Annotated in this window: 28 protein-coding genes, 1 tRNA gene and 1 pseudogene; 13 read left to right on the forward strand and 17 right to left on the reverse strand. The window is 59.1% G+C overall.

Features of this window, described 5'->3' with window-relative positions:
• Nucleotides 1–96: 96 nt before the first annotated feature.
• The 6 genes from BSK43_RS23800 (at nucleotide 97) to BSK43_RS23825 (ending at nucleotide 6,318) form a co-directional block, all read left to right on the forward strand.
• The gene (locus BSK43_RS23800) at nucleotides 97–672 is read left to right on the forward strand and encodes a polysaccharide biosynthesis/export family protein (protein ID WP_068385814.1); all 576 of its coding nucleotides are present in this window, start codon (nucleotides 97–99) and stop codon (nucleotides 670–672) included.
• A gap of 12 nt (nucleotides 673–684) precedes the next feature.
• Complete coding sequence (locus BSK43_RS23805) at nucleotides 685–1,830, forward strand: glycosyltransferase family 4 protein (protein WP_077470085.1); 1,146 nt, start codon at nucleotides 685–687, stop codon at nucleotides 1,828–1,830.
• A 76-nt stretch (nucleotides 1,831–1,906) separates the two neighbouring features.
• Nucleotides 1,907–3,469, forward strand: a complete 1,563-nt coding sequence (locus BSK43_RS23810; protein WP_077470084.1) for an undecaprenyl-phosphate glucose phosphotransferase — start codon at nucleotides 1,907–1,909, stop codon at nucleotides 3,467–3,469.
• Nucleotides 3,466–4,728, forward strand: a complete 1,263-nt coding sequence (locus BSK43_RS23815) for an O-antigen ligase family protein (protein ID WP_077470083.1) — start codon at nucleotides 3,466–3,468, stop codon at nucleotides 4,726–4,728. Before BSK43_RS23810 ends, BSK43_RS23815 begins: the two co-directional genes overlap by 4 nt.
• A complete protein-coding gene (locus tag BSK43_RS23820) occupies nucleotides 4,725–5,960 on the forward strand; it encodes a glycosyltransferase (protein WP_077470082.1) in 1,236 nt (411 codons plus the stop codon). Before BSK43_RS23815 ends, BSK43_RS23820 begins: the two co-directional genes overlap by 4 nt.
• A 64-nt stretch (nucleotides 5,961–6,024) precedes the next feature.
• Entirely contained in the window at nucleotides 6,025–6,318 is a 294-nt protein-coding gene (locus tag BSK43_RS23825) for a helix-turn-helix domain-containing protein (RefSeq protein WP_077470081.1), read from the forward strand.
• A 93-nt stretch (nucleotides 6,319–6,411) separates the two neighbouring features.
• Here the strand turns inward: BSK43_RS23825 and BSK43_RS23830 are convergent, their stop codons facing one another.
• Nucleotides 6,412–7,434 carry a PHB depolymerase family esterase gene (locus tag BSK43_RS23830; protein ID WP_246662662.1) on the reverse strand — a complete coding sequence of 341 codons (1,023 nt, stop codon included), beginning with the start codon at nucleotides 7,432–7,434 and terminating at the stop codon, nucleotides 6,412–6,414.
• 228 nt (nucleotides 7,435–7,662) lie between these two features.
• On the reverse strand, nucleotides 7,663–7,875 hold the full coding sequence (locus tag BSK43_RS23835; RefSeq protein WP_077470080.1) for a hypothetical protein: 213 nt from the start codon (nucleotides 7,873–7,875) through the stop codon (nucleotides 7,663–7,665).
• A 250-nt stretch (nucleotides 7,876–8,125) separates the two neighbouring features.
• Between BSK43_RS23835 and BSK43_RS23840 the strand changes: the two genes are divergently transcribed.
• Together BSK43_RS23840 and BSK43_RS23845 are read left to right on the forward strand one after the other, a co-directional pair.
• Entirely contained in the window at nucleotides 8,126–8,524 is a 399-nt protein-coding gene (locus tag BSK43_RS23840; protein WP_077470079.1) for a hypothetical protein, read from the forward strand.
• A gap of 91 nt (nucleotides 8,525–8,615) precedes the next feature.
• Entirely contained in the window at nucleotides 8,616–9,311 is a 696-nt protein-coding gene (locus BSK43_RS23845; RefSeq protein WP_077470078.1) for a hypothetical protein, read from the forward strand.
• Nucleotides 9,312–9,348: 37 nt separating this feature from the next.
• Here the strand turns inward: BSK43_RS23845 and BSK43_RS23850 are convergent.
• Together BSK43_RS23850 and BSK43_RS23855 are read right to left on the reverse strand one after the other, a co-directional pair.
• A tRNA-Pro gene (locus BSK43_RS23850) sits at nucleotides 9,349–9,425 on the reverse strand.
• A gap of 86 nt (nucleotides 9,426–9,511) precedes the next feature.
• Nucleotides 9,512–9,916 (reverse strand): BA14K family protein, encoded by a 405-nt coding sequence (locus tag BSK43_RS23855; RefSeq protein ID WP_077470077.1) that lies wholly within the window; start codon nucleotides 9,914–9,916, stop codon nucleotides 9,512–9,514.
• Between the two features lie 177 nt (nucleotides 9,917–10,093).
• On the opposite strand from BSK43_RS23855, the gene BSK43_RS23860 reads away from it, so the two are divergent.
• Nucleotides 10,094–10,348 (forward strand): hypothetical protein, encoded by a 255-nt coding sequence (locus tag BSK43_RS23860; protein ID WP_068385798.1) that lies wholly within the window; start codon nucleotides 10,094–10,096, stop codon nucleotides 10,346–10,348.
• 79 nt (nucleotides 10,349–10,427) lie between these two features.
• Here BSK43_RS23860 and BSK43_RS23865 read toward each other — a convergent pair whose 3' ends face one another.
• The 8 genes and pseudogenes from BSK43_RS23865 to BSK43_RS23900 form a co-directional block, all read right to left on the reverse strand.
• Nucleotides 10,428–10,754 carry a hypothetical protein gene (locus BSK43_RS23865; RefSeq protein ID WP_068385796.1) on the reverse strand — a complete coding sequence of 109 codons (327 nt, stop codon included), beginning with the start codon at nucleotides 10,752–10,754 and terminating at the stop codon, nucleotides 10,428–10,430.
• Between the two features lie 250 nt (nucleotides 10,755–11,004).
• Nucleotides 11,005–12,111, reverse strand: a complete 1,107-nt coding sequence (locus BSK43_RS23870; RefSeq protein ID WP_077470076.1) for a porin — start codon at nucleotides 12,109–12,111, stop codon at nucleotides 11,005–11,007.
• Nucleotides 12,112–12,465: 354 nt separating this feature from the next.
• Nucleotides 12,466–13,014, reverse strand: a complete 549-nt coding sequence (locus BSK43_RS23875) for a MerR family transcriptional regulator (protein ID WP_077470075.1) — start codon at nucleotides 13,012–13,014, stop codon at nucleotides 12,466–12,468.
• Nucleotides 13,015–13,242: 228 nt separating this feature from the next.
• Complete coding sequence (locus tag BSK43_RS23880; protein ID WP_068385791.1) at nucleotides 13,243–13,581, reverse strand: integration host factor subunit alpha; 339 nt, start codon at nucleotides 13,579–13,581, stop codon at nucleotides 13,243–13,245.
• Between the two features lie 107 nt (nucleotides 13,582–13,688).
• The gene (locus BSK43_RS23885) at nucleotides 13,689–14,660 is read right to left on the reverse strand and encodes a beta-ketoacyl-ACP synthase III (protein ID WP_077470074.1); all 972 of its coding nucleotides are present in this window, start codon (nucleotides 14,658–14,660) and stop codon (nucleotides 13,689–13,691) included.
• 19 nt (nucleotides 14,661–14,679) lie between these two features.
• Complete coding sequence (gene plsX / locus BSK43_RS23890) at nucleotides 14,680–15,726, reverse strand: phosphate acyltransferase PlsX (RefSeq protein WP_077470073.1); 1,047 nt, start codon at nucleotides 15,724–15,726, stop codon at nucleotides 14,680–14,682.
• Nucleotides 15,727–15,828: 102 nt separating this feature from the next.
• Nucleotides 15,829–16,385: pseudogene (locus tag BSK43_RS23895) on the reverse strand (DUF177 domain-containing protein).
• Nucleotides 16,386–16,394: 9 nt separating this feature from the next.
• Nucleotides 16,395–16,952, reverse strand: a complete 558-nt coding sequence (locus BSK43_RS23900; protein ID WP_077470072.1) for a ubiquinol-cytochrome C chaperone family protein — start codon at nucleotides 16,950–16,952, stop codon at nucleotides 16,395–16,397.
• A gap of 280 nt (nucleotides 16,953–17,232) precedes the next feature.
• Here BSK43_RS23900 and BSK43_RS23905 point away from each other — a divergent pair, with 280 nt between their 5' ends.
• Complete coding sequence (locus BSK43_RS23905; RefSeq protein WP_077470071.1) at nucleotides 17,233–17,742, forward strand: outer membrane protein assembly factor BamE; 510 nt, start codon at nucleotides 17,233–17,235, stop codon at nucleotides 17,740–17,742.
• A 146-nt stretch (nucleotides 17,743–17,888) separates the two neighbouring features.
• Here BSK43_RS23905 and BSK43_RS23910 read toward each other — a convergent pair whose 3' ends face one another.
• The 3 genes from BSK43_RS23910 to BSK43_RS23920 all read right to left on the reverse strand — a co-directional run bounded on the left by BSK43_RS23910 (nucleotide 17,889) and on the right by BSK43_RS23920 (nucleotide 21,218).
• Complete coding sequence (locus tag BSK43_RS23910) at nucleotides 17,889–20,027, reverse strand: sodium-translocating pyrophosphatase (protein ID WP_077470070.1); 2,139 nt, start codon at nucleotides 20,025–20,027, stop codon at nucleotides 17,889–17,891.
• A 248-nt stretch (nucleotides 20,028–20,275) separates the two neighbouring features.
• The gene (gene nusB / locus BSK43_RS23915) at nucleotides 20,276–20,758 is read right to left on the reverse strand and encodes a transcription antitermination factor NusB (RefSeq protein ID WP_077470069.1); all 483 of its coding nucleotides are present in this window, start codon (nucleotides 20,756–20,758) and stop codon (nucleotides 20,276–20,278) included.
• Between the two features lie 4 nt (nucleotides 20,759–20,762).
• On the reverse strand, nucleotides 20,763–21,218 hold the full coding sequence (locus BSK43_RS23920; RefSeq protein ID WP_068385776.1) for a 6,7-dimethyl-8-ribityllumazine synthase: 456 nt from the start codon (nucleotides 21,216–21,218) through the stop codon (nucleotides 20,763–20,765).
• A 197-nt stretch (nucleotides 21,219–21,415) separates the two neighbouring features.
• On the opposite strand from BSK43_RS23920, the gene BSK43_RS23925 reads away from it, so the two are divergent.
• Genes BSK43_RS23925 through BSK43_RS23935 form a run of 3 tightly spaced genes read left to right on the forward strand, consistent with a single transcriptional unit; the run spans nucleotide 21,416 to nucleotide 22,977 of the window.
• A complete protein-coding gene (locus BSK43_RS23925; protein WP_077470068.1) occupies nucleotides 21,416–21,925 on the forward strand; it encodes a cupin domain-containing protein in 510 nt (169 codons plus the stop codon).
• A gap of 38 nt (nucleotides 21,926–21,963) precedes the next feature.
• Entirely contained in the window at nucleotides 21,964–22,482 is a 519-nt protein-coding gene (locus BSK43_RS23930) for a GNAT family N-acetyltransferase (protein WP_068385772.1), read from the forward strand.
• Nucleotides 22,483–22,503: 21 nt separating this feature from the next.
• The gene (locus BSK43_RS23935; RefSeq protein WP_077470067.1) at nucleotides 22,504–22,977 is read left to right on the forward strand and encodes a GNAT family N-acetyltransferase; all 474 of its coding nucleotides are present in this window, start codon (nucleotides 22,504–22,506) and stop codon (nucleotides 22,975–22,977) included.
• 36 nt (nucleotides 22,978–23,013) lie between these two features.
• Here BSK43_RS23935 and BSK43_RS23940 read toward each other — a convergent pair whose 3' ends face one another.
• Together BSK43_RS23940 and ribD are read right to left on the reverse strand one after the other, a co-directional pair.
• Nucleotides 23,014–23,634, reverse strand: a complete 621-nt coding sequence (locus tag BSK43_RS23940; RefSeq protein ID WP_077470066.1) for a riboflavin synthase — start codon at nucleotides 23,632–23,634, stop codon at nucleotides 23,014–23,016.
• On the reverse strand, nucleotides 23,634–24,743 hold the full coding sequence (gene ribD, locus BSK43_RS23945; protein WP_077470065.1) for a bifunctional diaminohydroxyphosphoribosylaminopyrimidine deaminase/5-amino-6-(5-phosphoribosylamino)uracil reductase RibD: 1,110 nt from the start codon (nucleotides 24,741–24,743) through the stop codon (nucleotides 23,634–23,636). The genes BSK43_RS23940 and ribD overlap by 1 nt, the downstream gene beginning before the upstream one ends.
• Nucleotides 24,744–24,745 lie beyond the last annotated feature (2 nt).

A 24,745-nucleotide genomic window follows, 5' to 3' on the forward strand; every position in this document is an offset into this window, starting at 1 on the left:
CTAAATTTTAGCGGGAATCCTATTGACTATTTACCGATCATTAACCCTAACGGACTGATAACCACGACAGTTATTCTCCATTCTTGTGAGCGCGAAATGCCCTTCGCAAAGCCAAAGATTGCCCTTGCACTCAGCATGGCAGCCATGAGCGCCGCGCTCGCTGCCTGCAATACCTATCAGCCCGCGCCGAAGGCCTTCAACGAGGCGACGATCCAGCCTTATTCGCTAGATAGTGGTGACCGGCTGCGTGTGACGGTGTTCGATCAGCCCGGATTGAGCAATACCTATACTGTCGATCAGGCCGGCTATATTGCATTTCCGTTGATTGGCCAGGTCACCGCTCGCGGCCGAACCTTGCAGCAGCTCTCCGGCCAGATCGCACAGAAGCTGCGCCAGGGCTATATTCGCGACCCCGACGTTTCGATCGATGTCGATCGCTACCGTTCAGTCTATATCATGGGCGAAGTCGGCCAGCCGGGCCAGTATTCCTACGTCCCCGGCATGACGATCCAGAATGCCATCGCGGTCGCCGGCGGCTTCAGCAGCCGCGCCAATCAATCCAATGCGGACGTTACGCGCAAGATCAACGGTCATGTCATGACCGGCCGTGTCGGCATCTCCGATCCGGTGTTGGCGGGCGACACGATCTACGTCAGAGAGCGGTTGTTCTAACCGCGCCCACCCATGGCAAAACCCCTCCGGATCCTCCATTGTTTCAGATCGCCCGTCGGCGGGGTCTTCCGCCACGTCCGGGATCTGGCAGAGGAGCAGAGCAAGGCGGGACATGAAGTCGGCATCCTCTGCGACAGCCTCACCGGCGGCGAGCACGAAGATCATCTGTTCGAGGACATTGCGCCCTTTCTCGCTCTCGGCGTGATCCGGTTGCCGATCCGGCGGCATATCAGCCTCTCCGATGCCTCGACGCTTTGGAGCAGTTGCAAGAAAATCAGAGGCTTACGGCCGGATGTACTGCATGGGCACGGCGCCAAGGGCGGCCTGATTGCACGCGTGCTCGGCTCGATCCTGCGGGTGAACAAATATCGCGTGGCCCGCCTTTACACCGCACATGGCGGCAGCCTGCATTTCCCGCGCGCCTCGCTCCAGGGCATGCTGGTGCACAGCCTTGAGCGAATACTGGAATTCTTGACTGACGGTCTGATCTTCATCTGCGATTTCGAACGGCGCGCCTATGAGAAGAAGATTGGCAAGCCGCGCACGCGCTCGGTGTTGATCTACAATGGCATCAGCGAGCGCGATTTCCGCAGCATACCGACACGATCGGACTCCGTGCATTTCGTCTATATCGGCATGCTGCGAGACCTCAAAGGCCCCGATCTGTTTGTCGACGCCTTCGCGAAAACAGAGCGACGGATCGGCAGGCCGCTCTCGGCATTGATGATCGGCGACGGGCCGGACAGGGACAAGTACCACAGGATGATGATCGAGCGCGGCCTGGGTCACCGCATCGGCATGCTGCCGGCCATGCGCGTGCAGGAAGCCTTTGCCGTTTCCCAGAATGTCGTCGTTCCCTCGCGTGCCGAGGCTATGCCGTACATCGTGCTGGAAGCGTTGGCCGCTGGAAAGACAGTCATCGCTTCGCGGGTCGGCGGCATTCCGGAGGCACTCGGAGAAGACAGCGCAGCACTCGCCAAACCCGATGATGCCGACGACCTGTCGCGCGTCATGGCCGAAGCCATCACGGGGCCGGAATGGAGCCAGCGCAACATGCCCAATATTGATACGATCCGGGCGAACTTTTCCGCCTCGGTCATGGCCCGCGATACTTTACACCTGTATCAAAATATACTTGGCCTGGGTGGAGAAGGTTAGAATACAAGCAGGTGTTGTAAGTGTTTCTTAGCTGATATCTGCTAGCTCTCTTCCGGTAACGACCGGATGAATTGCCATGAACACTAGTGAGAAGTCCGAGCAATTTAACTTGGACAACATTCGCAAGCAGGTTTCGGAAATCCGTACCCGCGGCGCCGAAGAGCCTCGCGACGATCGTCCAAGCAGCGATATCAATGCCTATGCACGGCAGATCGCCGAGCAATTTCGCGAAACCAACCAGACGCCGGCGATCATCATCGGGCAATATAGGCTGTTCGAATTCCTGTCATTGCTCGCGGTTGGGCTGGCGCTCTTCTTCTTCGAAACAGCGCCGGGCGAGCATCCGTTCCTGTCGAAAGCGGCCGTGACCATTGCGCTCAGCGGCCTTGCCATCATGTTCCTGCAGGTGGCCGACGCCTATCAGATACCGATACTGCGCTCACCGCATCGTTTCCTTCATCGCATCGTCGGCCCGTGGGTCGCGGCTTTCGCAGTAGTAACCATTGCCCTCATCCCCTTCGACATCAACAGCATCTATTCGATCCCCCTTCTCGGAGGCTGGCTGGCCACGGGCGCAGGATTCCTTATCGTCGCACGGCTGCTATTCGCCTATGGCATTCGCAACTGGGCCCGCAACGGCATCATGGAAAGACGCGCCGTGATCATCGGCGGCGGCGAACCGGCCAAGGAGCTGATCCGCGCCCTCGAACACCAGCCCGACAACGATATCCGTATTTGCGGCATCTTCGACGACCGCGGCGAAAAGCGCTCGCCGGTGATGGTCGCCGGCTATCCGAAGCTGGGTACGGTCGCCGAGCTGGTCGAGTTCGCCCGGTTGACGCGCGTCGACATGCTGATCATCGCGCTTCCGATCAGCGCCGAAGACCGCATCCTGCAGCTACTGAAGATGCTCTGGGTGCTGCCCGTCGACATCCGTCTGGCGGCGCATGCCAACAAGCTGCGCTTCCGGCCCCGCGCCTATTCGCATGTCGGCGCCGTGCCGATGCTCGATATCTTCAACAAGCCGATCCGTGATTGGGACGGCGTCGCCAAGCGCATCTTCGATGTCTTCTTCAGCGTGGTGGCGCTGGCCCTGCTCTGGCCGATCATGCTCGGAGCAGCGATCGCCGTGAAGACAACATCGAAGGGGCCAGTCCTCTTCATGCAGAAGCGTCACGGCTTCAACAACGAGATCATCAACGTCTTCAAGTTCCGCTCGATGTTTACTGAAATGAGCGACCCGACCGCACGCAATGCCGTGACCAAGAACGACCCGCGTGTCACCCCTGTCGGACGTTTCATCCGAAAGACGTCGATCGACGAGCTGCCGCAGCTCTTCAACGTGCTTCTTGGCAGTCTCTCGCTCGTCGGCCCGCGACCGCATGCCGTGCTCGCCGCCAGCCACAACCGGACCTATTCCGATGTCGTCGAAGGTTATTTCGCCCGCCATCGCGTCAAGCCGGGCGTGACCGGCTGGGCACAGATCAACGGCTGGCGCGGCGAGATCGACAGCGACGACAAGATCAGGTTCCGCACGGCCTACGATCTCTACTACATCGAGAACTGGTCGCTGCTGTTCGACCTGAAGATCCTGTTCCTGACGCCGTTCCGTCTGCTCAATACGGAAAATGCCTATTGACCACGATCGAGCTCCCCTCCTCCCGCATCGCGCGGCCGCAGCTCGCCGCGTTGCGGCTGATCGGAACGGCCAGCGTTGCCGTCGGGGTATTCCTGTCCGGCTTCGTGATCGCCGAACCCGCGCCCTATGAGCTGTGGCTCGCCTTTCTCATCGGCGTCTGGTTCATCCTCGGATTGAAGATATCCCGCAGCGTCGCACCGCTTCTGGCCCTGTTTCTGGCGTTCAACATCGGCGGCATGTTGTCGATCACGCAGATGCGCAATCTCAACGCCAGCGACCACCTCGACGGCCCGGTCTATATCGCCGTCTCCACCTTCCTGGCGCTCAGCTCCGTCTTCTATGCCGCCATCATCGAAGACAGTGAAAAGCGGCTGAAGTTGATCTTCAATACCTGGGTCGTCGCCGCGCTGATTACGGCAAGCCTCGGCATCCTCGGCTATTTCCATGCCGTTCCCGGCTTCGACATCTTTACCCGCTACGACCGCGCCATGGGCGCCTTCCAGGACCCGAACGTCTTTGGTCCCTTCCTGGTGACACCGACCATCTACCTCATGCACGGCATCCTGATCGGCGATCTGAAAAAGGCACCGATCAAGGGCGTCTGCCTGTTTATTCTCGCCTTCGGCATCTTCCTCTCCTTCTCCCGCGCGGCGTGGGCGCTGTTTGCCTTTGCTGCAGCAATGCTGATCTTCTGCATGCTGCTGAAACACCGGAGCAACACGTTTCGGCTGCGTATTCTGGTTATGTCGCTGGCGGCGATCATCCTCATGGTCGTGCTGCTCGTCGTCGCCCTGCAATTTCCGCAGGTCAACGATCTCTTCTCCACCCGCACGCAACTGGTGCAGAACTATGATGGCGGGCATCTTGGCCGCTTCGAGCGCCATCGCATCGGTTTCATGCTCTCCATGGAGCGGCCGCTCGGCCTGGGACCGCTGGTCTTCTCCACCATGTTTCGCGAGGACGAACACAATATCTGGCTGAAGACGCTGACCACCTATGGCTGGCTCGGCTTCTTCTGCTGGGTCAGCATGATCTGCTGGACCATCTATATCGGCTTTCGCAATCTCCTGAAGGAGCGGCCCTGGCAGCCCTACGTGATGATCGCCTGGATCGTCGTCCTCGGCCATGTCGGCATCGGCAACGTCATCGATACCGACCACTGGCGCCATCTTTACATGTTGATCGGCATTGTCTGGGGCTGCGGCGCCCTCGAGCAAAAGTACCAGCGTAGCTTGACGCGAAGGGAAGCAGCACCGTGAATATTCGTACCAGCATCAAGCGCCTCTCGCTGCTGCAGGTTCTCGAACCGAGCGGCGGCGGCTCCGGCCGGCATTTCCTCGATCTATGCCGGGCGATGCAGCATCGCGGCCATTCGGTGACCGCCGTTTATTCGCCGGTGCGCGCCGAGGCAGCTTTCGTCTCTGAGCTGGAAGGCATCGGCCTCGACCATGTTATCCCGCTTGCCATGCGCCGCGCACCAGGCCCGTGGGATATCACCGCCTGGTGGCATCTCCGCAAGATTGCCGCCGGACACGGGTCCTTTGATTTGATCCATGGTCACAGCTCGAAAGCCGGCGCATTGACACGCTTGCGCTTGCCCGGAAGACATACGCCGGTGCTCTATACACCGCACGCCTTTCGCACCATGGATCCGACTTTGGGTTCCAAGGGCCGGCTGATTTATGGCGGCATCGAGCGCCTTCTCGGCAATCGCCTGACAGACCGCGTGATCTGCGTTTCCAGGGATGAATATAATCACGCGCTGTCGCTCGGCATTTCCGATGCGCACCTCAGCATCGTCGTCAACGGCGTCAATGCCCCACCAAGCAGCCAACGAGGCACCATCCGCAAGCGTTATGGAATACCTCAGGACGCCCTGGTTTTTGGTTTCGTTGGCCGCATGACCCGGCAGAAGGCACCGGAACGGCTGGTCGAGGCTTTTGCCCGCATAGCCGCGGAACTGCCGCGGGCTTATTTGCTGATGATCGGCGTCGGTGAACTGGCATCTGCCGTTACCGACATGATCGAGGCGGCCGGCCTCGAGCATCGAGCTCGCCTTGACGACGGCATACCGGGGGTCACCGCCATCGATGCTTTCGACGTCGTGGTCATGCCGAGCCGCTACGAAGCGATGTCCTATGTGATGCTGGAGGCTGCGGCCGCGGGCAAGCCTCTCTTGCTGGCTGATGTTGGCGGCGCGCGAACGGTGGTGGAGCCCGGCAGGAACGGCTACATCGTACCTAACAGCGACGATCCAGGCGAGCTGGCCGCCGCGATGGCGCGCTTCGCTGATCCCAAACTGCTTGCCAGCTTTGCCGCTGAGGCTCGCCGTCGCAAGGATGGCTATACGCTTGCAGGCATGGCCGACGCCACGGAGAAAATCTACTACGATCTTCTCGGCTATCCCGCCCCTGCCCCGCTGGAAAGACCGGAAAACGCCAGGCTGCGCACCGTTGCCGAAGGACGGACAAAAAGCATTGCCGCGTTCTGAGCCGGCTGGTGATTTTCACCCGAAAACGGTTCCGATTTTCAAGCTTATGCGATACACTTAAACGATGATCACATCAGCACAATTACGCGGCGCGCGCGCCATGCTCGGACTGACAGCGGAAGCTCTCGCCGGCGAAAGCAAGCTTCCGGTATCGACCATTGAAGCGCTGGAAACGGATGTGAATTCCGCCGATGGGAAGGCACTTGCCGCCGTACGATCTGTCCTCGAAACGCGCGGCGTGCTTTTTCTTGCAAGCGGCAATGATGGAGCCGGCGGCGCTGGCATCCGCTTCAGACATCGGAGCGCCGATGATGATGGCATTCGGCCGGAAAATCTGAACGCCACCAATGATGATTGATAGCCGGAGCGATCATGCGACTTAGCACGACCGCTCCGCAATCCTATCTATTCCAAAGCCCGAGAGCTAGATTACATCTCTCCCGAAAGACATCTAGGCCGCCAATCCCCAGCCCTTGACCAGCTGCTCCGGCGCGGAAACGGCCGCAGGCAGGATGTAGCGCTCGGTATCGTTTGCCGGCTCCCAGCCTTCGATGACCGGACCAACCGGCAGACCGTGGCCAAAGCCATTCAACGTCACAAGTTCCAGGATGATGTTGCCGTAGTCGTCGCGCCATTCGCGCCGCTCGCCGCCCTCGAAGAGGCGCAGGCGACCCTTGATCCGCGGACGATCACGTACGTCCAGCCATTGGGCGATCGATGCTTCGGCATTGGCAACCGAAACGACCTCATCCTCGTCGCCATGCCAGATGGAGACGACGGGATAACGCTCGGCATCGGGCGAAACTTCGCGGACGAGTTCTCCCCATTTTTCAGCTGCGCGCGTCGAGCCACGGTTCATCACATCGAGAGCAGACATGGCATCGCGGGCGGCGCCGAAAGGCAAGCCGCCGATGACGGCGCCTGCGGCAAACAGTTCCGGATAGGTTGCAAGGAGTGCTGCAGCCATGGCGCCGCCGGCAGACAGGCCCATGACAAGAATCTTGCTATCGTCGATCGTATGCACACGCCGGCTGAAATCGATCATCTCGCGAATGGAGCCGAGTTCGCCGCGGTCGCGTGTCACCATGCTCGGGCGAAACCAGTTGAAGCACAGGTTGGGATTGTTCGACAGCTTCTGCTCGGCATAAAGCACCGCAAATCCGTGCTGGCGAGCCAGAGTGGTCCAACCGCTGGCGCGATCGAAATCCTCGGCATTCTGATGACAGCCGTGCAGGACGACGACGAGCGGCATCGGGCCCTTGACGCCCGGCGGTACATATTCGAGCATGCGCAGGTCGCCTGGATTACGGCCGAACCACAGGATTTCCGTCAAACGCTGCGGCGTAGGCCGCGCGGAAATACGGCGACGCGACGGCTGCGCGAGCGGCCGTGTCATCGGAAACTTGAGCTGCGGAAGCTCGACGGAATCGACGAGCAAACGGCGAAGCCGGCTCGGAACTTTAAAATTCATCATGGGCCTTTCACATTATCCACGCCCGCCGCTCCCGGTGTTTCCTCCGCTGCGGCAGCCGCGCACTGTCCCTGAATGGAGAATCAGTGACATTGAGAAATCAATTCTCTTTGTGCAATGCAGCATATATAGGATGGCAGTGTCGCTTCGAACAGACACAATGCATCATTGCTGCTATGTGAAATCAGCTTAAATCGATTAGATTCAAGGCCATAAAAAAACGCAGTTGTGTCAGAAATAAGCCCTGGCGAGCGCGAGGAGCTTAGCGTCGTCCTTCACCCCCTGGCGATAAAGCTGGATGATCAACGCCCCGACCCGCTCGGCCTCCGGACTGCGCGGGTTCATGCCGCGATCCCGGCAGACGCTGTCCAATACCTTCTCCAGACGATCCAGATCGTCCGAAAACAGGGGTAAATCCCGTGGATGTAGTGGGGTTTCCAACATTGCGCTGCCTCGTCTTTCGGGCGGAAGCACGCAACAATATCGCCAGTATCCGCTTCTTGCCCGACAATATGACTAGACTATGCGCTCTGGCCTTAGGCTTGGCAAGAAAGCTTTTGGTGCAATCGCATGCCGTGATGCATTTCTGATTCGCACACAATGCGACAGCTTCGCGAAAGATACAATTTTAAGTTACGCCATCACCAGACCTTCATCTGCACCTGAGATAAGCGAACAAAACGGAGACCTGACGATGACGACGACCAGACCCTTTATTTCCGCTGTTCTTGGATTGCTGCTCGCCGGTCTGGCCTTGCCGGCCCTGGCGCAAAATCTCCAGAATCTGCCGCTGCGTACCCCTCGGCAACTGCCGGATGGATATATCTCCGTGCAATCCGGGATATCGTTTTCCTACTCGCTACCCGATGGCGACAATGAGGAGCAGCAGGAGAAGGCATTGAAATCCTTCTATAAGGTCGCGGCAAGCAGCTGCGCCACCCTGCTCGATACCATCGCCGACAGCTGCGAAATCAGCGCGATGTCGAGCAATACGTCGATCAATAATTTCGATGGGCGTGGGCCGAAACTTTCGGTGAGCGGCCAGGTCACGATGGCCGTCAAGCTCAAGCCATCGACCACGTCAACGAAATAGGAATCCCCGGCCTTCGGCGCCAGGTGACGAAAAGCCAACGGATCGGTAAGAAATCGCGGCGATAATCCCCTCGCAATTGAGGGATTCTACCATGGCAAAAGCGAAACGACGCACGCGGCGCAAGCCGCAATCCAGCGCGGGCAGTTCGATGTGGCTGTGGGGTGTCGTCGGCCTGGCGGCCGTGGCCGGCATCTACGCCTACCAGCATCGCAAGGAAATGCCGTCGATGATTGCTCATGCAGGCGCCGTTGCCGGTCTGCCGCATGTGGCACAGGAAGCGCCGGTACCGGCAAGCAAGCCGAGGGCCAGAACAGCAGCAATCACTCCCGAGCCGCGTGAGACAAACGCCCTGCCGGTACCGCCGGCAGCCATTCCCGTGGCCATGCCGGTGAGCAAGACGCCGATCGAAAGACCCTCCCCCGCTCCGCGGGCTCAAAGCGGCGGCCGGTTCGTGCTTTGCGGCGGCGGCTCCGGCACGAACTGCGTGGTGGACGGCAATACGTTCTGGCAGGATGGCGTCAGGATCCAGCTGGCCGATGTCGATGTGCCCGATGTCGGTGCCGCGCGTTGCCCGAGCGAGAGGCAGAAGGCGGTGGCCGCAAAACTGCGCCTGCAGGCCATTCTCAATGATGGGACCTTCGTGCTTTCCGGCAGCAACCGTGGCGACGACCAGAATGGCGGCAAGCTGCGCATAGCCATGCGCGCCGGCCGCTCAATCGGCGACCAGCTCGTCTCCGAGGGCCTCGCACGGCGCTGGAACGGCCAGGCGCCTTCCTGGTGCGGCTAACTCACTGAAAATTCGATTGGGAGCTCAAGGAGATAAATGGTCGGGGCGACAGGATTTGAACCTGCGACCCCTTGACCCCCAGTCAAGTGCGCTACCGGGCTGCGCTACGCCCCGACCTGCCGAAACGGCTTGTTTCGTTTAGAGTTTAGAGTTTCCCGACGCAAGCGAAAAGTAATAGCCCGCTCAGAAAAAGTTCCGGCTCACCGGCACGCTCGCCTAGGCCCCTTGCTCGGCTGATAGGTGTTATCCGAAGGCCGATAAGACTGGTAGCGGCTCGCGCAGGCGCGGGTATGACTGTCGTAATAGCCTCTAGCACGCTGCCCGTTGAAGAGTGTGCCTGTCACGAAGGATTTGAAGAGCACGCCACTGTCCGAGTCGTCGTCGTAATAGCTATCGGAACCATGGCGCCAATGATGACCACCACCCCAGCGATTGTGATTGTGCCAATGGCCATGTCCGTGATCGCGAACCTGGATGACGTCGGTCTGCTCGGGCGCGGGTACAGATAGCGCTGGCATGGTCATTGCGCCTGCTGGCATGGCGGCGCCGGCCGCCAGCAACAAACCAAAGCCGGCGGCAGTTATCGATCTGGCAATCGTAAACATATGCGACTCCTTCGAAATCCGGCAGCACTGCCCAAGCACATCTGCGTGAGAAACCTTGTCGCCGAGCATGCCGATACTACCTGTATATAGTGATTTCGATCCATACTCATAGATGCCCTTCCGTCATAATTGCGTGACGAATTCCGGCAAACGAGAAGTCAACGGAAAGTTACGGCGATGAAGCCTCTGATAGTCCTCATGCTGTGTGCGCCGCTGCTCGCGGCATGCAACACGACGCAATCGCTGCAACCCATTCCCGGCAGCATCACCTATGGCGGCCAGCCGCACATGAAGCTGACCCAATCGCCGATCGGAGCCCGCATTGACCATCGCTTCACCAATCAATGGGGAGAGGATGTCTATGAGACCTATATCCTGCAACCGGATCGCAGCTTGAAGCTGGTCAACCGCGAGATTGTCACGCCGTTTTAACGTCGTGCGACGAAAACAAAAAACTCCGCCGGAGCGAACCAGCGGAGTTTTAAAATTCATATGCGGGCCAGCGTGCCGACTACCAGCAACGATAGCAGCGACGATAGTAAGGCCGGCCGTAGTAGCCGCGGTGATGATGGTCGCTGACTGCGGCGCCGACCAGAACACCGCCGATGATGCCGGCAGCGGCAAGTCCGGCAGCCTGATTTTCAGCCTGCTGCGCCTGAACGCGGTTTGCCTGATAGGTCGCGCCGACGCAGCGATTGTAGCGTTGTGTGCCTGGGCGGAAGCCCTGCGACTGACAGGTCATTTCGGCATTCATCGCAGATTCCTGCGGTGTCTGACAGCTCGATAGAATGGTGGTTATAGCGACGAGACTCGCCGCCACGGTGGCACGTATGCGCATGTTCCCTCCGGCAATTTATAAGACAACCCCGAAGAAGCGAATACAGCCAAAGGTAATGTTTAGCAAGCCAACCTTATCATGCGATGCACGGAATCGGGCCAAAACTGCCTTGAGATGCGCGCAAAGATGGTAGCATGCTTAACAGCCGATGGGGCCGCGAACGAAAAGGCCCCGCATTTCGGCGGGGCCTGTGGTGCCTGGCTTTTGCCGGCAGATCCATTTAGGGACTGCGGCAGGTAGCCTGCTCGGATCAGAAATTCCGTTCGAAACGGAGGATGCCGGCGACAGTATCATCCTTGATAAAGTCGTAGTGCATATAGGTCAGTTCCGGCTCGACCAGGAAATCCTTGACGGGATAGATCTTGAGGTTCGTCGTTGCCTCGAACATCTTCGACTCGGTGTAGGCCAGCTGCAGGTTCCACTTCAGCTTGTCGTTGATCGGAACGCCAACGCCGCCCCAGACTGCCCAGTCACCCCAGCCGCACTTGCCGGCGTTGACGGTGCCGCTCGACGTCGTGCAGGCGGAAATATCCTGGTTCGTGCCGGCATATTTGTTGAGCTTGTCGCCATCGGTGTTCCAGCCGCCCATCAGGAAGGCTTCGACAGCGCCGAACTTGGCATCGATGCGTGCCTTGATGGCACCCTCTTCGACGATCGAGTCGTAACCGCCGACGATCTTGAAGCCCCAGTTATCCACCTTGTAGCCGAAACCAGCGACAACATCGGGCGCGTAATGGTCGGACTTGTCGTCCGTCCACCAGCCGGCGCCGTAAGATGCCGAGCCGTCGGACGTGGAGTTGCTGTCTTCGAGCGAGATCACGGCCGTGAAACCGTTGCCTGCATCGTAATTATAGGTCAGCTGGTTCAGTTCGTATGGGCCGTCATAGATCGCATCGTCGTTGATGACGTCGCCGGCATAGCCCACATAAAGGTTGTACTGCGAGTCGAGCTTACCGACCGTGAAGCCACCGAGGCTGATATTGGCGAACAGTAGCTTGGCGGATGTCGCGCCTCCGTCGTTCCATTCCCAACGGAAGATGGTGTTGGTCTTCAGCGCTCCATATTCGGTATCGGTCGCAGTATCGACATTGAGCTCCACGCGCTCATGCCAGAGAGTGCCGACCCTGCTGCGCGGATTATAGGCATCGTACCATTCACCTTCGGTACGGACCTTGCCGCCGACTTTCAGGCAGGTTTCAGTGCCGGGAATAAAGAAATAGCCGGTACCGTAGGCGTCACATATGCGGACATATTCCAGCGGTTCCGGTTCTGCTGAAACGATGGCATCGGCGGCATGCGCACCGCTCGCTGCGGCGATTGCAGCGGCGGAGCCAAGAAGAAGGCTCTTGATGTTCATGGTGTCTCCATTCGACTATCCATCAGGGACGGAGTCTCCCGGCAGACAATTTCTTGCCCCTCCATGGCCTGACTGGCTGTTCCCCTTCTTTGAAGGGTGAAGCAACGAAGCTTCGCCGCCAAACTGAACCCAGAGTTGGGGTCGGGCAAGTTAATAAGGCTGCCGAACTAATTTCCTACAACGCAGAAGAGTGGCAATGTGACAAAAATGTCACCGAACGCAGCCGATACCTATACATATGCGTCCGGCCAGCATCCCTAGGATGTTAATCAGCGCGCAAACCACCATAATTTGTATTTCGCATATTGTACATACGCCACTGGGCATACATCCACAGCGCGAAACAGATGCGCCTTATCGCACTTGATCCAGCAGGCGCTTGCATTCCAAAAGATCATAAAGCGTTTCCTGCAGCAGGGCTCGATCTTCCTTGCCGACACTGGACTTGCCGATGGAAACATCCGGCGTACCATCGTCACCGCTGACGAAATTGAAGAAACGGCGGCTTATCGGTGCCTTGGCACGGCCGACAATCTGATCTTCATCGGGGTTGGCCGAGTTGACGCGCGGCTCGACGGGTGCGGGCTCCTGTGTGGCAGCAGCCAGAGCTTCGACACTGGCGAGATCCCCATGACCGACGGCGATGACGAACTTGTTGCCATTGGTCTTCAGAAGCTTCTGAACGCCCTTGATCGTGTAGCCATGATCATAGAGCAGATGCCGGATGCCATTCAGCAGATCGACATCTTCAGGCCGGTAATAGCGCCGACCGCCGCCTCGCTTCATCGGCTTGATTTGTGGAAAGCGCGTCTCCCAGAACCGTAGGACATGCTGCGGCAGATCAAGGTCTTCCGCAACTTCGCTGATCGTGCGAAATGCATCCGGGCTCTTGTCCATCATCATACTCCCACAGCGTGAGTGCGGCACCATTCGGGCCGGATCGCGCAAAACCGGATATCGATGCCGAATCCTTCAAGATACGACTCACCATATTTCAACGGTTTGGCGGCGGAAATTCAAGTGGTCTGTTCAACTGCTGCACAAGCAAGCTGAAAAGCCGCGCAGAAACCGAACGCTAAAGGCCACAGCGCAAGGCATGTGGCCCATAACAAAACCAAGCTTTCGGATGGATCAGGAGGCTGGATTTGCCGGTCTGGCTTTCGCCTTGCGGCTTGCATGAGCCTTCAGAATGCGCGTTTTCAACACGTTCGATGCCTTGAACGTCATGACACGGCGTGGAGAGATCGGCACTTCCTCGCCGGTCTTCGGATTGCGACCGACGCGTTCATTTTTATCGCGCACCTGAAACGTCGCAAATGAAGAGAGTTTTACGGTTTCGCCACGCACGATGGCGTTGCAAATTTCATCGATAACCGTCTCGACGAGCTCCGCCGACTCCGTCCGCGAGAGGCCGACTTTCCGGAATACCGACTCCGCCAAATCTGCGCGCGTCACTGTCTTGCCCGTCATAGCTCCCCGCCCATATTGATAGGTAATCTTATTCAAGCCGTGAGAGACTATTGCCCTTGCGGCAAACGGTCAAGCTATTGTTCGGAACGGCTTTTGGAGATATCGCGCTACCAGCGCAGCAGCACTGCACCCCAGGTGAATCCGCCGCCCATCGCCTCCAGCATCACCAGATCACCCTTCTTGATTCGGCCATCTCCGGCAGCAACCGAAAGCGCCAGGGGGATCGAGGCAGCGGACGTATTGCCATGAAGATCGACGGTGATCACAACCTTCTCGGGAGCAATTCCAAGCTTCTTGGCGGAGCCGTCAATGATCCGGCGATTGGCCTGATGCGGCACCAGCCAATCCAGATCCTCCACGGTCGAACCAGTGGCATCGAAGGCAGCCTGGATAACGTCCGTGATCATGCCGACGGCGTGCTTGAACACCTCACGCCCGGCCATGTGCAGCACGCCGACCGTGCCCGTCGACGACGGACCGCCGTCGACATAGAGCTTGTCCTTGTGCGCGCCGTCGGAACGCAGACTTGCCGAGAGCACGCCACGATCGGTGTTGACGCCACTCCCCTCGCCTGCCTCGAGGATCAGCGCACCAGCGCCGTCGCCGAAGAGAACGCAGGTCGTGCGATCGGTCCAATCGAGAATGCGGGAAAACGTCTCGGCGCCGATGACAAGCACGCGTTTGGCAAGGCCGCCGCGAATATAGGCGTCGGCGGTGGTCACGGCATAGACGAAACCGGTACAGACGGCCTGAACATCGAAGGCAAAGCCATGATGCATGCCGAGCCGATTCTGAATGTTCACCGCGGTTGCCGGAAAAGTATTGTCCGGTGTCGAGGTGGCAACGATGATCATGTCGAGATCGTCGGGCGTCAAACCGGCATTGGCAAGGGCGGCTCGCGCCGCCTGCTCGCCCAGCGACGCCGTGGTTTCATCTTCGCCTGCTATGTAGCGCTGACGAATACCGCTGCGCTGGACAATCCAGTCGTCGCTGGTTTCGACAACCTGTTCCATCTCGGCATTGGTCATGACGCGTTTGGGGAGCGCCGCCCCAAAACCGCGAACAACTGAACGGATCATTCTGCTTTTACCCCGTCGCTCATGCCGCTTCCGGCCCGATTGGGGGGAGCCGCTTGGCATGATATCTCTTCAAATCATTTTCGATTTTCTGCGTGAGCCCATTCTTGGCCATATCGTAGCCGACATCGATAGCCGCCGCGAAGGCTTCGGCATTCGCGCCACCATGGCTCTTGATGACAATACCGTTGAGGCCGAGAAAGACGCCGCCATTGACCTTGCTGGGATCGAGCTTCTCGCGCAGCAGGTCGAACGCGCCCTTGGCAAAGATATAGCCGATGCGCGCCAGCAACGTCCTCGTCATCGCCGCGCGCAAATAGGCGCCGATCTGCTTTGCCGTGCCCTCTGCAGCCTTCAGCGCGATATTGCCTGAGAAGCCTTCGGTGACCACGACGTCGACCGTACCCTTGCCGATATCGTCGCCTTCGACGAAACCGGAATATTCAAGCGATTCGAGATTAGCCTCACGGATCAGGCGTCCGGCATCCTTGACGTCTTCCTGCCCCTTGATTTCCTCAACACCGACATTCAGCAAGCCAACCGTCGGACGTTCGATCTCGAAGAGCGCACGCGCCATGGCGCCACCCATCAAGGCAAAGTCGAGCAATTGCTGGGCATCAGCGCCAATGGTGGCTCCGACATCAAGCACGATGCTTTCGCCGCGCAGCGTGGGCCAGATCGCGGCGATCGCCGGCCGTTCTATATTGGCCATGGTGCGCAAACAGAACTTCGCCATAGCCATGAGCGCGCCGGTATTACCGGCCGACACGACGACATCCGCGTCTCCGAGCTTCACCGCTTCGATCGAACGCCACATGCTGGACACGTAGCGGCCGCGGCGAAGTGCCTGGCTTGGCTTCTCGTCCATGCCGATGGCAACATCACATTCGTGAAAGACGGACTTTTCCCTAAGCTTCGGATACTTGGCCAGGACCGCCTCGCAGCGGTCCTTCTGTCCGTACAGGATGAACGTGATATCGGGATGCCTATCCAGCGCCTTGGCCGCGCCGGGAACAACAACCTCAGGGCCGAAGTCGCCACCCATCAGGTCAAGAGAAATTCTGATCACGCGTCCCTAGTCCTTGTTGTCCGCCGGGCCTGGCGAATTTGGCGTCAAAATACCGTTTTCTCCCTCGGTTACAACTGAATTGTGCTCGGTTGCCACGAGGGTCTATTCCTTTTTCCAGTCTTTCAGAACCGCGAAAGGTGACGGTTTCCTGTCACTTTCGCCCGTATCTTCTATATGCCCGTCGAACTCTACGCCGGGCTTGCGTGGGTAAGGATCGATTGCGAGCGCTGCGAATTCCGCAACGACCGCACCGGCATCGATTGTATCTCCGGTAAATGTCTCTGGGATATCAGGGCCGTCCGGATCGAGCACCATTTCACCGGCATCCATCGACGCGCGCGCGCCAGTTTGGAATCTTCCGGCACGAAAATATGCTCGAAATTCTCGTTGATCTCCGATTCCACAGGCTCGAGCGTAACGACGCAGGCCTGAACGATCTTCGCCCGCACATCTCCCTTGATCCGCACGCCGTCGCGCTTCCAGCGCGAGATCTTCAGATCGGCCTCAAGCTTCTCCACGGAGAGGACATCCCATAGCTCCGCCAGGCCTGCAAGCTCGCGTTTATCAGCCTCGACATGCACCTCGACGGGATTGGCGGAGATGTGGCCAACCTTCACGAAATAGGAAAAAGGCGTTTCGCCGGAGTCGTTGTTTTTCATTCTTATCTCCTAAACCAACTGTTGCCCGAACGCGGCCGGCAACGGCAACACCGCAGAACCCGTGGCAATCGCATCCTCTTCTATCCCAGCCAGATGCGCCTCCGCGGTCATCATCCATTCCGCAAGCGCGGCCATGGAGGCCTCACCGTCAGCGGCCTTGGGATAGATGTTGCGCCGAAGGGCCGCGGCAAGAGCAACGCGATCATTGCCGTCCATGGCGGCTGCATAGCTCTCGAGCCGGCCATAGAACATACCCGCCAGCTTCTTCATGCGCTTCGGTACGCTGTTGTCGCCGATTCCGAGTTCGCGGATCGAATAATCGATGTCCTCGAAGAACGCATCGACGATTTCCTGCGCAAGCTCCTGCCCACTGGTCGCTGACGCCCGTGTGCGGCGAAAAAACAGGATCATGACGACCGAAAGCAATTCGAAGCGCCCCATCACCGTATCGGGCACCTCATAATCGGTATAGAAAATCGGCTGCCGCGCCACGGATGTCAGAAGCTCATATTGCCTGACGACAATGAGCTGATTGTTATTTCTTTTGCGAAAGAGCCCAAAAATCATGAGAATTCCCGGAATTGGCTCATTCAGAGCGCGCCGTTTTTGCTTGGCCTTGTTGCATCCACGCTAAAGCTGGTTTACCGAAGCAGGCGCGAATTGCAATGCCGTTTGTGCCCGCTTCGAGGCTCCTGCCCTTACCCGTCGTCACGCTGTGCATGATCGGTGATGAAGAGTGACGAACAACGTCTTGTGCCCTTTTCAATCGCGGAAAGGCCACAATGATATGTACAGCAAGGTGATACCGGCCGACCGGCCATCGGATTGATTCATTAGGGGAGATGAGATGTCGTTGACCAGACGGTATTTCAAGTCTGACATAACTTTCAGCAGCAGTGCCGCCATCGCCCTGGTGATTGCGACCGTAGGACTTACGGCTTGCCAGACCGGCGACGTCATGAACAACGGTTACATCTTCGATCAGCAGTCGCTGGCGCTGGCGCCGGTTGGCTCGAGCCGCGAGCAGGTCCTGCTCTCGCTTGGTACGCCTTCGACCACTGCGACGTTCGACGGCGAGGTCTTCTATTACATTTCCCAGAAGCGCACGCGCGCCGTCGCCTTCATGAAGCCGAAGCTGGTCGACCAGAACATCCTGGCGATCTATTTCGACAAGGATGGCATCGTGAAGCAGGAAGCCAACTACACGCTGAAGGACGGCAAGGTCTTCGACATGATCGGCCGGACGACGCCGACAGGCGGCCGCGACATCACTTTCCTGCAGCAGATCCTCCAGGGTGGCGGCAGTGGCGTCAACGGTGCGAGGAACTTCCTCAACAACCTCAACCCGGGCCAGTAAGCCGGGAAATCCTCCAACGAAAAACCCGCGAGGCGCTTCGCCCCGCGGGTTTCTTTATGCGTTCGTTTTACTTCGTCTAGAGCGGGCGATTTTAGGTCGCGCCGACCTAAAATCTGAATCTGCTCCACACCTTTCGGCGTCATGCTCTAACCGGCGAGGATGGCCAACAGCAGCAATGCGACAATGTTGGTGATCTTGATCGCCGGATTGACTGCGGGACCAGCTGTATCCTTATAGGGATCGCCGACGGTATCGCCCGTAACCGAGGCCTTGTGGGCTTCGGAGCCCTTCATGTGACGCGTGCCATCCTTGTCGACGAAGCCATCCTCGAAGCTCTTCTTGGCATTGTCCCATGCACCGCCACCCGACGTCATGGAGATGGCGACGAAGAGGCCGTTGATGATCACGCCAAGCAAGGACGCACCGAGTGCGGCGAAGGCTGAGGCCTTGGAGCCGGAAATCAGCAGAACGCCGAAATAGACGACGATCGGTGCCAGAACGGGCAGCAGCGACGGGATGATCATCTCGCGAATGGCGGCCTTGGTCAGTATGTCGACCGCGCGACCATAATCGGGACGTTCGGTGCCCTGCATGATACCCGGCTTCTCGCGAAACTGCTTGCGCACTTCCTCGACGATCGAACCAGCAGCCCGGCCGACGGCCGTCATGGCGATACCGCCGAAGAGGTAGGGAATGAGGCCACCGAACAGCAATCCGGCAACGACATAGGGGTTCGACAGATCGAAGGAGATCGTGCCGACATTGGCGAAATAAGGGAACTTGTCGCCGTGAGCCGCGAAATACTGCAGGTCGTTCGAATAGGCAGCGAACAGTACCAGTGCGCCGAGACCAGCCGAGCCGATGGCATAGCCCTTTGTGACTGCCTTGGTGGTGTTGCCGACCGCATCGAGCGCATCGGTCGATTTGCGCACTTCCGGCGGAAGATGCGACATTTCCGCGATGCCCCCGGCATTGTCGGTGACCGGGCCGAAGGCGTCGAGCGCAACGATCATGCCGGCAAGACCAAGCATGGCCGTAACGGCGATACCGGTGCCAAACAGGCCGCCGAGCTGATAGGTCGCGATGATGCCGCCGACAATGACGATCGCCGGCAAAGCCGTCGATTCAAGTGAAACGGCGAGGCCCTGGATGACGTTGGTGCCGTGGCCGGTGACCGATGCCTGGGCGATGGAGTTGACCGGCCGCTTGTTCGTGCCGGTGTAGTATTCGGTAATGACGACGATCAGCGCCGTGACGATCAGGCCGACGATGCCGCAGGCGAACAGCTTGGTTCCGGTGACCTCGAAACCGGCGATGGTCCCGACCGAGCCCCAGCCGATGGTCAGCGACGTGGCCGCGGCCAGCCCGAGGATCGAGAGGATGCCGGTGGCGATGAGCCCCTTGTAAAGAGCGCCCATGATCGATCCATTCGCACCAAGCTTCACGAAGAAGGTGCCTATGATCGATGTGATGATGCAGGCGCCGCAAATCGCAAGCGGATAGATCATCGCGGAAGCAAGCAGCGGAGAGCCGGCGAAGAAGATCGAGGCGAGGACCATGGTCGCGACGACGGAGACCGCATAGGTTTCGAACAGATCAGCTGCCATGCCGGCGCAATCGCCGACGTTGTCGCCGACGTTATCGGCGATGGTGGCGGGATTGCGCGGATCATCCTCGGGAATGCCGGCTTCCACCTTGCCGACCAGGTCACCGCCGACATCGGCACCCTTGGTGAAAATACCGCCGCCGAGACGGGCGAAGATCGAAATCAGCGACGCGCCGAAACCGAGGGCGACGAGTGCATCGATGACATCGCGCGAGCCCGGTTCATGACCGAGAACGCCTGTTAGCACGTAGAAATAGATGGAGACGCCAAGCAATGCGAGGCCGGCAACCAGCATGCCGGTGATGGCGCCCGACTTGAAGGCGATATCGAGGCCGGCGGACAGGCTATGCGATGAGGCCTGCGCGGTGCGAACGTTGGCGCGCACGGAGACATGCATGCCGATGAATCCGGCTGCGCCCGAGAGAACTGCGCCGATCAGGAAGCCAATAGCGGCTTCGCCAGACAATAGAAGCCAGGCGGCAATGAAAACAATGACACCAACAATTGCGATCGCTGTATATTGGCGCGCCAGATAAGCTTGTGCGCCTTCGCGGATATAACCCGCAATTTCCTGCATGCGCGCATTACCCTGATCGGCCGCAAGCACCGACCGGGTCGTCCAGATGGCATAAACCACCGAGAGCAGCCCGCACGCTATAACGCCTATAAGAATCGACATTTCGCTTTTTCCCTCCAAAAAAGCCGGCGGTTCACTCCTCCCCCGGCCGCCTGCGACAACCGTGACTGCCCTCCTCCAAGGCGATCGACGGATGTGCAGTGCAAGATTGCTGTTGGGAAAACGTCGCGTCAAGACCGCCCGCGGGTAAAACGCCCGCAGGAGGTTCAAAAGAATATCCGTGGCTGAAATCAGGCGCGAACGAAGGAAACGAAAGCGCAACGCGCCGGAGGCCGCAGCCTCGGCGAAGCTTATTTCTTGGCTTCGCCGCGAACCTGCTTGGCGATTCGGTCGAGCACAGCATTCACGAGTTTTGGTTCGTCTTCTTCGAAGAAGGCATGTGCGATCTCGACATATTCCGTGACGATGACCGCAACCGGCACGTCCTTGCGGTCGAGCAGTTCGAATGTTCCGGCACGCAGGATCGCACGAACGGTGCTGTCGAGACGCGACAACGCCCAGTCGTCCTGAAGAGCCGAGCCGATCAGCGGATCGAGCTTGGTCTGTTCGCGCACGACGCCCGATACGATGGAACGGAACCAGGAGGCGTCAGCCTTCAGATAGGTCTCGCCGTCCAGTTCCTGTCCGAGACGGTGCGCCTCGTATTCGGCCACTACCTCCAGAACGCCGGTTCCGCCGATATCCATCTGATAGAGCGCCTGCACCGCCGCAAGACGCGCCGCGCCCCGCTGATTAGCGGGTTTTGCCGATCGCTCGTTGTCCTGATTGCTCATGAACTTATGCACCCAACTTCTGTTTCAGCGCGATCATGGTCAGCGCCGCACGGGCGGCGAAGCCCCCCTTGTCCTTGTCCGTACGCCGCGCACGCGCCCAGGCCTGATCATCGTTCTCGACGGTCAGGATACCATTGCCGATCGGCAGGGATTCGCTGACGGCGAGATCCATCAGGGCACGCGAGGATTCATTGGCGACGATATCGAAATGGTAGGTTTCACCACGGATGACCATGCCGAGAGCAACATAGCCGTCATAGACGACGCCGCCATTGTCGCCACCGTCGAGAGCCATCGCGATCGCAGCCGGGATTTCCAGCGCGCCGGGCACGGTGACGACGTCATAAGTGGCGCCTGCTTCATCGAGAGCGGTCTTGGCACCATCGAGCAGGGCGTCGGCCATATCATCGTAGAAGCGGGCTTCGACGATCAGGATATGGGCATTGGAAGAGCTTGACATGGATCACCTGCGAATTGAGAGGGGCTGGGCACCTTATTAGGCCGGGTCAAACCACGGCAGGCCTCGCTTGGCAAGTGTTTTTCAACGGTCGAGCCTGATTCTAACCCTATTTGGAGATCATCGAAACACCCATAAAATTGTAGCTTTCGCGCGTGCGGCTGCTTCGATAATAATTCCAGACTTGGGAAGGGGGGCTCATGACGAAGAAATCCGTACCCGCCGTGAATGTCGGCGAACTTCAGCTGGATCACTGGCAGCAGGGCAGCTTTTTTGCCGGCAGCGACGCCTCTTTCGGGGCGATGCTCGGCCTGAAGCACCTCGGCATCAGTTACAACGAAGTCCCTCCCGGCAAATCAGGCTGTCCGTTTCACAATCATCACGTCGAGGAAGAGATGTTCGTCATTCTCGACGGCGAAGGCGAATATCGTTTTGGAGACCATCGGATTGCTGTGAGGCAGGGTGACGTTCTCGGAGCCCCGGCCGGCGGCCCGGAAACGGCGCACCAGCTGATCAACAACGGCCCTGGTGTGCTGACCTATCTCGCCATTTCGACCAAGGCGCAGACGGAGGTCGTCGAATATCCCGATTCCGGCAAGTTTCTCGCCAAGACCAACCGCGCCGGTGAGGCGGCATTCCGCGTCATCGGGCGGGCTGCGACCATCAATGTAGACTACTGGGACGGCGAGCCCGGCGCATCGAACGACTGAATCTAACCAAATACATATTAGCAAAGACATAGACCCCTATGACCATCATTCCGATATTGACGACTGAGCGGCTTTTGCTGCGCGGCCACCGGCTGGACGATTTCGACGAGTTTCTTGATCTCTGGAAGCATAAAGACCTCGTGCGCTTCATCGGCGGCGAGTTGCCCACCCGTGAGCAGGTCTGGGCGCGCCTCCTGCGCTACGGCGGCCTGTGGCATCATCTTGGCTTCGGTTTCTTCGCGGTTCAGGAACGCGAAAGCGGCAAGCTGATCGGCGAAGTTGGTTTTCTCGATCTGCACAGAGACGAGATCCCGTCGACGGAGGGCACGCTCGAGGCCGGCTGGGGCATCACGCCGCCAATGCAGGGAAAGGGCTATGCGACGGAGGCAATGAGTGCCGCGATCTCCTGGGCGGACAAGCAGTTCGCCGGCCGGCGCATGACCTGCATGGTCGATCTGGAAAACAAGCCGTCGCTGCGCATCGCCGAAAAGATCGGCTTCCGGCGGATCGGTGACGTGACCTACAAACACAAACCCAACGCCATGTTCGAACGATAGACGAACCGGGAAAAGGCGCGGATGTTGGAGATGTTCTCGATCAAGGCCTATGTGCCGGATGATGCACGGGCCACGATCGACATTTTCCTAAGAGCCATTCGTGAGACTGCATCTAAGGATTATAGCCCCGAGCAAATTGCGGCCTGGGCAAAGGTCGATGATGCCGAAGTCTGGGCTCAATATCGCGCGAGCCGACCGACATGGCTTGCAATGAACGGACCAATGCCGGTCGGTTTCACGGATCTCAAGCCGGACGGCTGTCTGGACATGATGTTCGTGGACTCCGATTATCAGGGCAAGGGTATTGCCAGCCTGCTGCTTGCGACCGTCGAAAAGGCTGCTCGCGATCAAGGCCTGCAGCGAATATTCACCGAAGCCAGCCTGACCGCCCGTCCCTTCTTCGAGCGAAAGGGCTTTGTCGTCCTGGCCGCGCAACAGGTGCAAAAGCTCGGCCAGACGCTGGCGAATTTTCGCATGGAGAAAATGCTCGAGTAAACAGTCCGAGCTCATATGTGGGAGTGGGGGTGAGGCTCAGCCTTCGCGGGCGACCGGAAATTCAGCCAGCCGGGCAGCATAGCGCGCCATGGTATCGACCTCGAAATTGACGAAGTCTCCGGCCTTGCGTTCGCCCCAGGTGGTGACCTCAAGGGTGTGGCGGATCAGCAGCACGTCGAAATCGGTCCCATCGACGGCGTTGACCGTCAGCGAGGTGCCGTCGAGTGCAATCGACCCCTTCGGCGCGACGAATTTGGCAAGATGCTCCGGCGCGCGCAGGCGATAGCGGGTGGCATCGCCTTCAGGCGTTACCGAGAGAATTTCAGCCCTGCCGTCGACATGGCCGGAAACAATGTGTCCGCCGAGCTCATCGCCAATCTTCAGCGAACGTTCGAGGTTGATCTTGGCTCCCGCTTCCCAGCTGCCGATGGTGGTCAGCCGCAGGGCTTCTTCCCAGGCCTCGACCTCGAACCAGCGACCGTTGCTGCCCTCTTGCGGCAGGCCGGTCACTGTCAGGCAGACGCCGGCATGCGAAATCGAAGCACCCATGTCGATGGTTGCCGGATCATAATTGGTGGCAACGCGCAGCTTGATACCTTCTTTCAGAGGAGAAACGGATTCGACCGTGCCGAGATCGGTGACAATTCCGGTAAACATCAAAAACCTCTTTCGTATTCGTCGCAGCGATCGTCGCCAAACTGGCTCTCGCCGATATGCATGAAACTGGGTGGGATATTGGATCTGAGAACGGGCGATTCAATACCGCCTTCGCCAATATCGGCCGGTCCCTGGAACAGCAGGATGCGATCGACCATCCCGGCCTCGAGGAAACGCCGCGCGGTCCTGGCGCCGCCTTCGACCAGCAGTGAGGAAATCCCGCGCGTGCCCAAAGCTTCGAGCAGCTCTCCCGGCTCGCTGGAATTGGACTGCAGCACCTCGACACCCGCCGCATCAAGGGCGGCGCGGCGACCTAAAAAGGCGCTGTCGGTATTCTCGTCAAAGGGCGGCTGATGGCTGGCAACGGCGATGACCGGATATTGCCGCGCAGTCTTCACCAGCTTGCTGCCGAGCGGCAGCTGCAGGTCTTCATCGATAACGATACGCAAGGGGGTGCGATCTTCCAGGCCCGGAAGCCGGCAGGTCAATTCCGGATCGTCTGCGATCGCCGTGCCGATACCAACGAGAATGGCATCGCTTTCGGCCCGCAGCTTCTGCACCTCCGCCCGGGCAAGATCGCCGGTGATGCGGACCTGTCCCTCGCCTGTCCTGCCGATCATGCCATCGGCGGAAACGGCAAGCTTGAGAGTCACATAGGGCCGGTTTCTCGTCTGGCGCATCAGGTAGCCCGCCAGAGAGCGCCTACCGTCTTTCTCCAGGATGCCGGTATCGACTTCGATGCCGGCAGCACGCAGCATATTGATGCCACGGCCGGACACACGCTGATCGGGATCGGTGACGCTGACGACAACCCGTGCAACACCATAAGCGATCAGCGCTTCGGCGCAGGGCGGCGTCTTGCCGTAATGCGAGCAGGGTTCGAGCGTGACATAGGCTGTCGCTCCCCTCGCCGCTTCGCCTGCCTCGGCGAGAGCCTGGGGTTCGGCATGCGGACGGCCGCCCACAGCCGTTACGCCACGGCCGATGACAATGCCATCTTTCACGATGAGGCAGCCGACGGACGGGTTGGTGGAGGTCAGCCCTAGATGCGTGAGCGAGAGGCGGATCGCCTCCGCCATGAAACGCTCGTCTTCCGGCTGCTCGCTCATAG

This window comes from Rhizobium sp. P44RR-XXIV (assembly GCF_001999485.2).
Classification (GTDB): domain Bacteria; phylum Pseudomonadota; class Alphaproteobacteria; order Rhizobiales; family Rhizobiaceae; genus Rhizobium.

Excerpts from the sequence above, each read along its gene's own strand:
- BSK43_RS23910 (WP_077470070.1), bottom strand. The coding sequence starts at position 20,027 with ATGTCGATTCTTATAGGCGTTATAGCGTGCGGGCTGCTCTCGGTGGTT.
- BSK43_RS23825 (WP_077470081.1), top strand. The coding sequence starts at position 6,025 with ATGATCACATCAGCACAATTACGCGGCGCGCGCGCCATGCTCGGACTG.
- BSK43_RS23880 (WP_068385791.1), bottom strand. The coding sequence starts at position 13,581 with ATGACGGGCAAGACAGTGACGCGCGCAGATTTGGCGGAGTCGGTATTC.
- BSK43_RS23900 (WP_077470072.1), bottom strand. The coding sequence starts at position 16,952 with ATGATTTTTGGGCTCTTTCGCAAAAGAAATAACAATCAGCTCATTGTC.
- BSK43_RS23920 (WP_068385776.1), bottom strand. The coding sequence starts at position 21,218 with ATGTCAAGCTCTTCCAATGCCCATATCCTGATCGTCGAAGCCCGCTTC.
- BSK43_RS23800 (WP_068385814.1), top strand. The coding sequence starts at position 97 with ATGCCCTTCGCAAAGCCAAAGATTGCCCTTGCACTCAGCATGGCAGCC.
- BSK43_RS23935 (WP_077470067.1), top strand. The coding sequence starts at position 22,504 with ATGTTGGAGATGTTCTCGATCAAGGCCTATGTGCCGGATGATGCACGG.
- BSK43_RS23905 (WP_077470071.1), top strand. The coding sequence starts at position 17,233 with ATGTCGTTGACCAGACGGTATTTCAAGTCTGACATAACTTTCAGCAGC.
- ribD (WP_077470065.1), bottom strand. The coding sequence starts at position 24,743 with ATGAGCGAGCAGCCGGAAGACGAGCGTTTCATGGCGGAGGCGATCCGC.
- nusB (WP_077470069.1), bottom strand. The coding sequence starts at position 20,758 with ATGAGCAATCAGGACAACGAGCGATCGGCAAAACCCGCTAATCAGCGG.
- BSK43_RS23840 (WP_077470079.1), top strand. The coding sequence starts at position 8,126 with ATGACGACGACCAGACCCTTTATTTCCGCTGTTCTTGGATTGCTGCTC.
- BSK43_RS23870 (WP_077470076.1), bottom strand. The coding sequence starts at position 12,111 with ATGAACATCAAGAGCCTTCTTCTTGGCTCCGCCGCTGCAATCGCCGCA.
- BSK43_RS23855 (WP_077470077.1), bottom strand. The coding sequence starts at position 9,916 with ATGTTTACGATTGCCAGATCGATAACTGCCGCCGGCTTTGGTTTGTTG.
- BSK43_RS23930 (WP_068385772.1), top strand. The coding sequence starts at position 21,964 with ATGACCATCATTCCGATATTGACGACTGAGCGGCTTTTGCTGCGCGGC.
- BSK43_RS23885 (WP_077470074.1), bottom strand. The coding sequence starts at position 14,660 with ATGATCCGTTCAGTTGTTCGCGGTTTTGGGGCGGCGCTCCCCAAACGC.
- BSK43_RS23875 (WP_077470075.1), bottom strand. The coding sequence starts at position 13,014 with ATGATGATGGACAAGAGCCCGGATGCATTTCGCACGATCAGCGAAGTT.
- BSK43_RS23805 (WP_077470085.1), top strand. The coding sequence starts at position 685 with ATGGCAAAACCCCTCCGGATCCTCCATTGTTTCAGATCGCCCGTCGGC.
- BSK43_RS23810 (WP_077470084.1), top strand. The coding sequence starts at position 1,907 with ATGAACACTAGTGAGAAGTCCGAGCAATTTAACTTGGACAACATTCGC.
- BSK43_RS23860 (WP_068385798.1), top strand. The coding sequence starts at position 10,094 with ATGAAGCCTCTGATAGTCCTCATGCTGTGTGCGCCGCTGCTCGCGGCA.
- BSK43_RS23940 (WP_077470066.1), bottom strand. The coding sequence starts at position 23,634 with ATGTTTACCGGAATTGTCACCGATCTCGGCACGGTCGAATCCGTTTCT.
- BSK43_RS23830 (WP_246662662.1), bottom strand. The coding sequence starts at position 7,434 with ATGATGAATTTTAAAGTTCCGAGCCGGCTTCGCCGTTTGCTCGTCGAT.
- BSK43_RS23845 (WP_077470078.1), top strand. The coding sequence starts at position 8,616 with ATGGCAAAAGCGAAACGACGCACGCGGCGCAAGCCGCAATCCAGCGCG.
- BSK43_RS23835 (WP_077470080.1), bottom strand. The coding sequence starts at position 7,875 with ATGTTGGAAACCCCACTACATCCACGGGATTTACCCCTGTTTTCGGAC.
- BSK43_RS23865 (WP_068385796.1), bottom strand. The coding sequence starts at position 10,754 with ATGCGCATACGTGCCACCGTGGCGGCGAGTCTCGTCGCTATAACCACC.
- BSK43_RS23925 (WP_077470068.1), top strand. The coding sequence starts at position 21,416 with ATGACGAAGAAATCCGTACCCGCCGTGAATGTCGGCGAACTTCAGCTG.